The 8,592-nt window shown below is 64.0% G+C and carries 6 protein-coding genes; 3 read left to right on the forward strand and 3 right to left on the reverse strand.

All coding sequences use genetic code 11. The annotated features are described in order from the left end of the window. The first annotated feature begins 55 nt into the window (after window positions 1–55). Window positions 56–3,385 (forward strand): DUF2339 domain-containing protein, encoded by a 3,330-nt coding sequence (locus KBA32_RS01975; protein ID WP_294354493.1) that lies wholly within the window; start codon window positions 56–58, stop codon window positions 3,383–3,385. 5 nt (window positions 3,386–3,390) lie between these two features. Next, window positions 3,391–4,911, forward strand: coding sequence for a DUF3999 family protein (locus KBA32_RS01980; RefSeq protein WP_294354497.1), 1,521 nt, complete (start codon window positions 3,391–3,393; stop codon window positions 4,909–4,911). Window positions 4,912–4,932: 21 nt separating this feature from the next. Here KBA32_RS01980 and KBA32_RS01985 read toward each other — a convergent pair whose 3' ends face one another. Next, window positions 4,933–5,208: a metal/formaldehyde-sensitive transcriptional repressor gene (locus KBA32_RS01985; protein ID WP_294354500.1), complete on the reverse strand. Its 276-nt coding sequence runs from the start codon at window positions 5,206–5,208 to the stop codon at window positions 4,933–4,935. Between the two features lie 76 nt (window positions 5,209–5,284). Between KBA32_RS01985 and dmeF the strand changes: the two genes are divergently transcribed. Next, window positions 5,285–6,232 (forward strand): CDF family Co(II)/Ni(II) efflux transporter DmeF, encoded by a 948-nt coding sequence (gene dmeF, locus KBA32_RS01990; protein ID WP_294354504.1) that lies wholly within the window; start codon window positions 5,285–5,287, stop codon window positions 6,230–6,232. 7 nt (window positions 6,233–6,239) lie between these two features. Here dmeF and radA read toward each other — a convergent pair whose 3' ends face one another. Then, window positions 6,240–7,604 carry a DNA repair protein RadA gene (gene radA / locus KBA32_RS01995; RefSeq protein WP_294354507.1) on the reverse strand — a complete coding sequence of 455 codons (1,365 nt, stop codon included), beginning with the start codon at window positions 7,602–7,604 and terminating at the stop codon, window positions 6,240–6,242. A gap of 2 nt (window positions 7,605–7,606) precedes the next feature. After that, window positions 7,607–8,592: alanine racemase (gene alr / locus KBA32_RS02000; RefSeq protein ID WP_294354510.1), on the reverse strand; the 986-nt coding region annotated here is incomplete at its 5' end.

Raw genomic sequence — 8,592 nt, forward strand, 5'->3', positions numbered from 1 at the left:
CAGCCGGCATTCGCATGTAATAATCCCCGCCTCCTTCATTTGTTGGGCGCCACGCATGGAATCGATGATCCTTCTTGCCGGCCTGTTCTTCATCGGCGGCCCGATTCTCTTGTTCTTTCTTGTCATCGGCGCACGCAGCCGCGTACGCGTTCTTGAGGAGCAAGTCCGGGAGTTGCAATGGAAGGTGCGGAACTTGTCGGCGCAACCTGCCGAGTCGCCACGAGCCGAGGAGGCGCCGGTTGCTGAAAGTCGTGCGGAAAATCGTCGCGATCAGCCCGACCAGGTCGTCGAAGCGCACGACGTCGCACAGGTTGAGCCACGCGTCATTCCGCTTAAGGATCTGCCGCGCGGCGTAACGCTGACGGTGAGCCGCGAGCCGGCGCCGGAAAAGTCGACACCGACCGAAGCCGACTACAGCGAAAACGTGCTGCCGCATGAAACCACGGCCGCCGCCCCGGAAGACCGCCTGCCCGACGCTTATCGACCGGACGAAAGCGGCGATCCGGCATCGACAGAAGACGCACGACGGTTCGACCTGCCGGAACCGCCGGCCTGGCTGAACAAGGCCAGGGATTGGCTGTTCGGCGGCAATCTCGTCGCCAAGGCCGGTTTGCTGATTCTCTTCTTCGGCGTCAGCTTCCTCGTCAAGTATGCGGCGGCGCGCGTGACGCTGCCGATCGAATTGCGTCTTAGCGGCATCGTCCTGGCCGATCTTGCGCTCCTCGTCTGGGGTTGGCGCATCCGCGAGTCGCGCCCGACGATCAGCCTGCCGGTTCAGGGCGCGGCGCTCGGCATCCTGATGCTGGTGACCTTCGGCGCGTACCGAATGTACGACCTGATTCCGGGCTCGCTCGCCTTCGGTCTGCTGTTCGCCCTCACCGCCTTCACCTGTCTGCTTGCGGTATTGCAGGATGCGATCTGGCTCGCAATCTTCGGCATCGTCGGCGGCTTCGCCGCGCCGATCCTCACTTCAACCGGTCACGGCAACCACATCGGCCTCTTCTCGTACTACGCGCTGCTCAACGCCGGCATCCTGGCGATTGCGCTCAAGCGCTCGTGGCGTTTGCTCAATCTGCTCGGCTTTGCGTTCACCTTCGTCATCGCCACAGCCTGGGGCGTCCTGCGTTATGAAGCGCAGGACTACGCCTCGGTGCAGGGCTTCCTGATTCTCTTCCTCTTGTTCTACGTCGCGATTTCGGTTTTCTACGCGCTGCGCCAGGCGCCGCGGCTCACGCACTATGTCGACGGGACGCTCGTCTTCGGTACGCCGCTCGTCGCCTTCGGCCTGCAATACGGCATCGTGCGCGACAAGCCCTTCGGTCTCGCCTTCTCGGCGCTGGCACTCGGACTGTTCTACATCACGCTGACGCTCGGCCTCTGGAAGCGGCGCGGCGACTCGCTGAAGCTGCTCGTCGAGTCCTTCCTCGCACTCGGCATCGTCTTCGGCACGCTGGCCATTCCGTTCGCCCTCGACGGGCGCTGGACGTCGGCCGCCTGGGCGCTCGAAGGCGCCGGCATCGTCTGGGTTGGCCTGCGCCAGCGGCAGACGCAGGCCTGGGTTTTCGGCGTGCTGGTTCAGGTCGGCGCGTGGATTTCCTTCATATTCTCGATGTTCGGCCTTGAGCGTTCGACGGCCATGGAATCGAACCTCTGGCTCGGCTTCCTGCTGCTCGCCGTCACTGGACTCGCCATGGCGATGAACTTCCGCCGCGAAGTCGGACGGCGCAGCGAGGACGACAACGAACAGGCAGACATCGCCTCCCGCGTTCTCACCTGGCTGGCGACCGGCTTTCTCGGCTTTGCCGCACTCTGGCTGCTGGCCGGCGCGTGGACGGAAATCTTCCTGCGCGGCGGAGTACACACCCACACGCTGCTCGTCGTCGGCGCGATGGGCGTCGCGGCTATTCTCGGCTGGATCGCGTCGCGTCTCGACTGGAGCGCCTCGCGCTATTTCGCCTTGGCGCCGCAGATCGCAGCCGGCGGCGTTCTCCTCTGGGTCGCCTACGACAACTTCGATTGGCTCCCGATCGCCCGTACCGACAGCCTGCTCGACACCGCTTTCCTCAGCGGTCTCCTGATCGCGCTCGGTGCCGGCGTCAGCGGTCTGGCGTTCCGCCGGCAAGAAGAGACGCGCGCGTTGGCAATTTCCCGCATGTTGCTCGGCTGGTGCGGATTCTGGTGGTTCGTGTACGTCCTCGGCAGCCTTGACGCCTGGGGCGGGCGCATGCTCGCCGGCTACAACCTCCATGCCGAAGCGCGCCGGCTGGCGATTCATCCGCTGTACGGCTTGGTCGTCGCACTGACAACGCCGATCATCGCTCGCCTGGCGCGTCGTTTGCACTGGCCGGACCTGCGCTGGCTGGCCGCCGCCGTCTGGCTCGACCTCCTCTTCGTCATCGCCCGCATGTTCGAACGCCTGGACGGTGCCTGGTCCGATCGGCCGCAACTGCTCGCCTGGATTGCGCTGCTCGCGTTGTGGCTGTCCGGTGAGTTGCTGATGCGCGAAGGCGAACGCGACGGCTGGCTGCCGGCCGAGGAACAGCCGGTGCTCGTGCGTGCGCTGCATCTCTTGCGCACGGCCGGACCCTGGCTGCTGCTCTGGCCGCTGTGCATCCGCCTCTTCCCACGCGTGCTGGGGGCCGATCCGGAGCACGCGGCGCAACTCGGCGAGGAGGCATATCTCGTCGCGCTCGACTGGGGCCGCTACCTGACCGCCTGGACTGCATTGGCCGTCGTCGCCCTGCTGCTACGGCGGGTGCGCACACAAAGCTGGCCGACAACCCCGATCACGGGCTGGTATCGGCAAGTCGTCATGCCGGTCTGGGTCGCGTTGTGCGCTGCCCTTGTCGCTCTGTGGAACTTTACGATGGACGGCTCGATGCAGCCGCTGCCTTACCTGCCGATCGTCAACCCGCTCGATCTGACAACAGGTTTTACCGCACTGCTAGCCTTGGGCACGTATCGCCTGTATTCAGCCGAGAGCGATCGAGCCCAGGCACTACATCAGCACGTGCCTATCGTCGCCGCGCTTGCCGGTTACGTCTGGTTCAATCTGATGCTGCTGCGCAGCGCCGCACACTACCTCGACATTTCGTACAGATTCGAGCCGCTCTTCCACTCCCAGTTCGTGCAGGCCATGCTGTCCCTGGTCTGGAGCATGACCGCCCTGCTGCTGATGCGTTTCGCCGCGGGGCGGAAACTGCGTGTGCCGTGGATGGCCGGTGCCGGACAGCTTGTTCTCGTTGTCGCCAAGCTCTTCTTCATCGACCTGACCAACGTCGGCGGTGTCGAACGCATCATCTCCTTCCTCGGGGTGGGTGTACTGATGCTGGCCATCGGCTATCTGGCGCCCTTCCCCACCGAACCCAAAACCGAAGAAAAGTGACCGCGATGACCATTCGCCGAACCTTGAACTTGCGCATTACCGCCCCGCTCATCCTATCGGTCACGATGACGCTGACAGCTTCGGCCGCCACCGCGCCAGGCACGACCGACAAGAGCGACGTGCCATCCGACTACGCGTTCTCGCTTCCCTTGCAAATCAGCGGCAAGCAAGGCGTGGTCGGTCTCAAGTTGCCGCAGGCGGTCTACCTCAACGCGCTGACCGCCCGCCTCGACGATTTGCGGGTTTTCGACGCGAAGGGCGTGGCGCAGCCGTTTTCGCTTCAACGGCCGCAGGCGGAAACGAAAACTCAGCGTTCGTATCATCGCGTATCGGCCTTCCCGGTCCGTTCGCGCGCCAGCGTCTCGGCCGATAGCGGCATCGAACTGGACATCAGGACCGGCGCCGACGGCAACGTCATCTCGGTGAGAGCCAACGGCGAGTCGGCGAGCGACAACAACGAACCCGAACAGGCGCCTACAGACGGTCCGCTCAGCGGCCTCGTCCTCGACTTCGGCGCGCCGGTTCAGTCAACAGCGACCGATGGCGAGAAGATCGCGGCGCTGCGCTTCACGCCGCCACCGGAAACGACGAACTACAACGCCGAAGTCTGGCTCGAAACCAGCAAGGATCTGAAAACGTGGGAGGCGGTCGGCGCGGCCGATATCGGCTGGCTGACCAACGACGATGCGCAGACGCTGGCCAACGACCGCCTCGAATTCGCGCCCATCAATCCGCAAACGCACCGCTACGCGCGCCTGACCTGGCGCAAGGGCGATCCCGTCGTCTTCCCTGCCATCGAAGCCGAACGCGTGGCTGTCCGCCCGAACGAGGTTCAGCGCGAGACGCTGTGGATCAAGCCAACGGCTGGAAGGATCGGCAGCGATCTGGCCTATTCGGCGAACATCGCCTTGCCGGTCGATCAGATCAGTCTTCGCCTCAGCGAGCCCAACGTTGTCTTCCCAATGACACTCGGCCGCTATGCCGAACGTCCGACCCGGGTCACCGGGCGGAAAACGGAGTGGGCGTTTCAGCCGATGTTCCGTTCCACCTTCTACCAGATCGAACAAAACGATCAGACGCGGCGCTCTGCACCGCTTGACATCGGCCTCACGCAAATGGCGGAATGGATCGTTCGCCCGCAAAACGCGGCGGCGACGGCCAAGCCGGAACTGGGACTATCCTGGCAACCCGACACGCTCGTCTTTCTCGCTGGCGGCACGCCGCCGTACCGACTGTATTTCGGCCGCGCCGACGCCGTGTCGGGCAATCAGCCGCTTGCCCAGGTGGCGCCCGGATTCAACGCCAACGAGTTGAAGCGGCTCGAAATGGCTTCCCTCGGTGAAATCCAAAAGAACGATGGCGCCAAGGCAGGCGAAACAGCGGCCGAACTGGCGAAGAAGGCCGCACGCAACCGGCAGTTCGCCTTGTGGGGTCTGTTGCTGGTCGGCGTTCTCGTGCTCGCCGGCATGACCTGGCGCCTGATCCAGCAAATGAAGGCGAAAGCCCCGGATAAGCCGCCGCTGTAGCCAACACGGGCTATCGCACCGCTACTTCAGATACGAGCGCAGTACCGCGACGACGTTCTCGAGGTCCCGGCTCCGCTGTTCGGCCGGAATTTCATCGACGCCGAGATGCTCGCGGATATGTCCCTCAAGTACCTCGGCCATCAAGCCATTCACCGCCCCGCGGATGGCCGCGATCTGCTGCAGGATCGCGGAGCAGTCGCCGCCTTGCTCAAGCGCCGTCTCCAACGCATCCGCCTGCCCCTTGATGCGCCGGACGCGTGTCAGCAACTGTTTCTTTTCCTTGATCGTATGTGGCATCGACTTCTTTCTGCTGGAATGGATTAACTATACTGGGGTATAGTATAAACGATCGAAGACGACAGGACGCAGGAACATGCAATCATCCGCCTCAGCAGACCGCTGGTGCCACTCGCACATTCTCAACGAGGGAAATCCGCTCGCCGAGCGCAACACGCGCTGGGCCATCCTGCTCACCGCGGTGACGATGATCGCCGAGATCATCGGCGGCTGGATCTACAACTCGATGGCGCTGCTCGCCGACGGCTGGCACATGAGTTCGCACGCACTGGCACTCGGCGTCGCCGCACTCGCCTACAGTGCGGCCCGACGCTTTGCCAACGACGGGCGCTTCGCCTTCGGCACCTGGAAAATCGAGATCCTCGGCGGCTACACCAATGCGATCCTGCTCATCGGTGTCGCCGGCTTCATGTTGCTCCATTCGATTGAACGATTGGTCGCACCGGTACCAATCCGTTACGACCAGGCAATCTTCATCGCCGTCGTCGGCCTCGCCGTCAACCTCGCCTGTGCCTGGCTTCTCCGTGACGGACATGCGCACGATCACCACCATCACGGCCACTCAGGTCACCATGCCTCGCACGACCACGACCTGAATCTCCGCTCGGCCTACCTGCACGTGCTGGCCGACGCTGCCACGTCGGTCTTCGCCATTCTGGCGCTGTTCGGCGGCAAGTTCTTCGCGGCAGACTGGCTCGATCCGTTAATGGGCATCGTCGGGTCCGCACTGGTCGCGATCTGGGCAATCGGGCTGCTGCGGGATACCGGCCGTGTGCTGCTCGACGCCGAGATGGACGCGCCGGTCGTCGCCGAGATTCATGAAGCGATTGCGGCCAGCCCGATTCGCGCGGAAATCACCGACCTGCACGTCTGGCGGGTCGGCAAAGGGCAATACGCGAGCATCGTCTCGCTGGCGGTCGCCAACGATATCGACGTCGAACCCGAATACTTCCGTCGCCAGATCGGCATTCACGAAGAACTGGTGCACATCACCGTCGAGGTGAACCAGCGCGAGCGTTCGTAACGCACGACTACTCGAGTTCGCGCAGGCGGCTGAATGCTTCCTCGACACGCCGCACGGCGATGATCTCCATGCCGGCGATCGCCTGGCGCGGCTTGTTGGCTTCGGGAATAATCGCGCGGGTGAATCCGAGCTTTGCCGCCTCTTTTAGACGCTCCTGCCCGCGCGGTGCCGGACGGATTTCTCCCGCCAGACCAACTTCACCAAAAACTATAAGTTTACTCGGCAACGCTTTGTTTTTAAGTGAAGAAACGATCGAGATCAGCACCGAAAGATCGGCCGCCGGCTCGGTGATCTTGACGCCACCGACCGCATTGACGAAGACGTCCTGATCGACGCACAGAATCCCCGCGTGACGATGCAGCACCGCCAGCAACATGGCCAGGCGCTGCGCATCGAGGCCGACCGTGAGGCGACGCGGATTGCCGTGCGCCTGGTCGACGAGCGCCTGGATTTCGACCAGCAGCGGCCGCGTCCCCTCCTGCGTGACCAGCACGCACGAACCCGGCACCTCCTGTCCGTGTTGCGACAGGAACATCGCCGAGGGGTTGTTGACGCCCTTCAGTCCCTTGTCGGTCATCGCGAAGACACCGATCTCGTTGACCGCGCCGTAGCGGTTCTTCACCGCGCGGATCAGGCGGAAACTCGAATGCGTATCGCCCTCGAAATAGAGCACGGTATCGACGATGTGTTCGAGCACGCGCGGCCCGGCGAGCGCGCCCTCTTTCGTCACGTGGCCGACGAGGATGACGGTGACGCCCGTCTGCTTGGCCAGCCGCGTCAGTTGTGCCGCGCACTCGCGCACCTGCGCCACCGAACCCGGGGCCGAGCTGAGCTGCTCGGACCACAGCGTCTGAATCGAGTCGATTACCGCAACCTGCGGCTTTTCGTGTTGCAGCGTCGCGAGGATCTTCTCAAGGTTGATTTCGGCCAGGAGTTTGAGTTTGCGCGTGTCGAGCGCAAGACGCCGAGCGCGCAAGGCGATTTGCTGTCCGGATTCCTCGCCGCTCACATAGAGCACATGCGCCGTTTCAGAGAGCGTCGATAAGGCCTGCAGCAGCAGCGTGCTCTTGCCGATGCCGGGATCACCGCCGATCAGCACCACGCCGCCGGCGACTAGGCCGCCGCCGAGCGCACGGTCGAACTCGCCGATTCCGGTCGGCAGCCGATCCTCCTCGCGCGCCTCGATTTCGGAGAGTGTCTGTAAAACCGAAGTCCCTGCAATCGCGGCGAAGCGCTTGCTGCCCGAAGCCGCCGGCTCGGCCACCGTCTCGACCAGCGTATTCCAGACGCCGCAACCCGGACACTGCCCCTGCCACTTGGACGACGTGGCGCCGCACTCGGTGCAGGAATAGACCGTCTTCGCCCTGGCCACGCTCAGACCTCGACGATCGGCACGCGCCGCGCCAGCGCGCAGAACATCTCGTAGCTGATCGTTCCCGCCGCCATCGCCACCTCGTCTGCCGGCATGCCTTCGCCCCACAGGACGACCGGGCTATCGACGCCGGCTTCCGGGATGTCCGTCAGATCACAGGCCAGCATGTCCATCGATACGCGGCCAACGGTCGTCGTGCGCTTGCCGGCGACGAGGACCGGCGTACCGCTCGGTGCATGGCGCGGATAGCCGTCGGCATAACCGCAAGCGACGATGCCGACGCGTGTCGGGCGCTTTGCCTCGAAGGTGCCGCCGTAACCGACGCGAGCGCCGGCCGGTACGTCCTGGACGGCCAGGATTCTGCTGCACAGCGTCATCACCGGCTTCAATCCGAAGCTTTCCGCACTGGCTTCGGCAAACGGGCTGGCGCCGTAGAGTACGATGCCCGGCCGCACCCAGTCGTGCGCCGTCTGCGGGTAGCGCAGAATCGCCGCCGAATTGGCCATCGAAATCGGGTAGTTCATGCCTGCGGTCATTTGCGCAAAGCGCTCGAGCTGCCAATCGATGCCGCGCGCGCTGTCGGCTTCGGCGAAATGCATCATCAGGGTGATCGGCCCGATGCCTTCGGGATGTTGCAGTTCGCGCCGCAGGGCGGGCATCTGCTCCGGCGTGAAGCCGAGGCGGTTCATTCCGGTATTCAATTTGATGTAGACCGGAAGGCGCACCGGCAAGGCGGCGTCGCGGATCATCTGGAATTGCTCGATCCGGTGGATCGCCGTCGTCAGCCCGTATTCGGCGCAGGTCGCCAGGTCAGCCGGTTCAAAGAAGCCTTCGAGCAGCAGGATCGGCTGCCGAAACCCGGCTTCACGCAGGGCGACCGCCGCATCCATCTCGAGCAGCGCAAAACCGTCGGCTACTTCATCCAGCGCTCTGGCCACGCGCAAGAGACCGTGCCCGTAGGCATCCGCCTTGACCACCGCCCAGGCCT

Origin of the sequence: Propionivibrio sp. (assembly GCF_017995515.1) — a bacterium.
Taxonomy (GTDB): Bacteria; Pseudomonadota; Gammaproteobacteria; order Burkholderiales; family Rhodocyclaceae; genus Propionivibrio.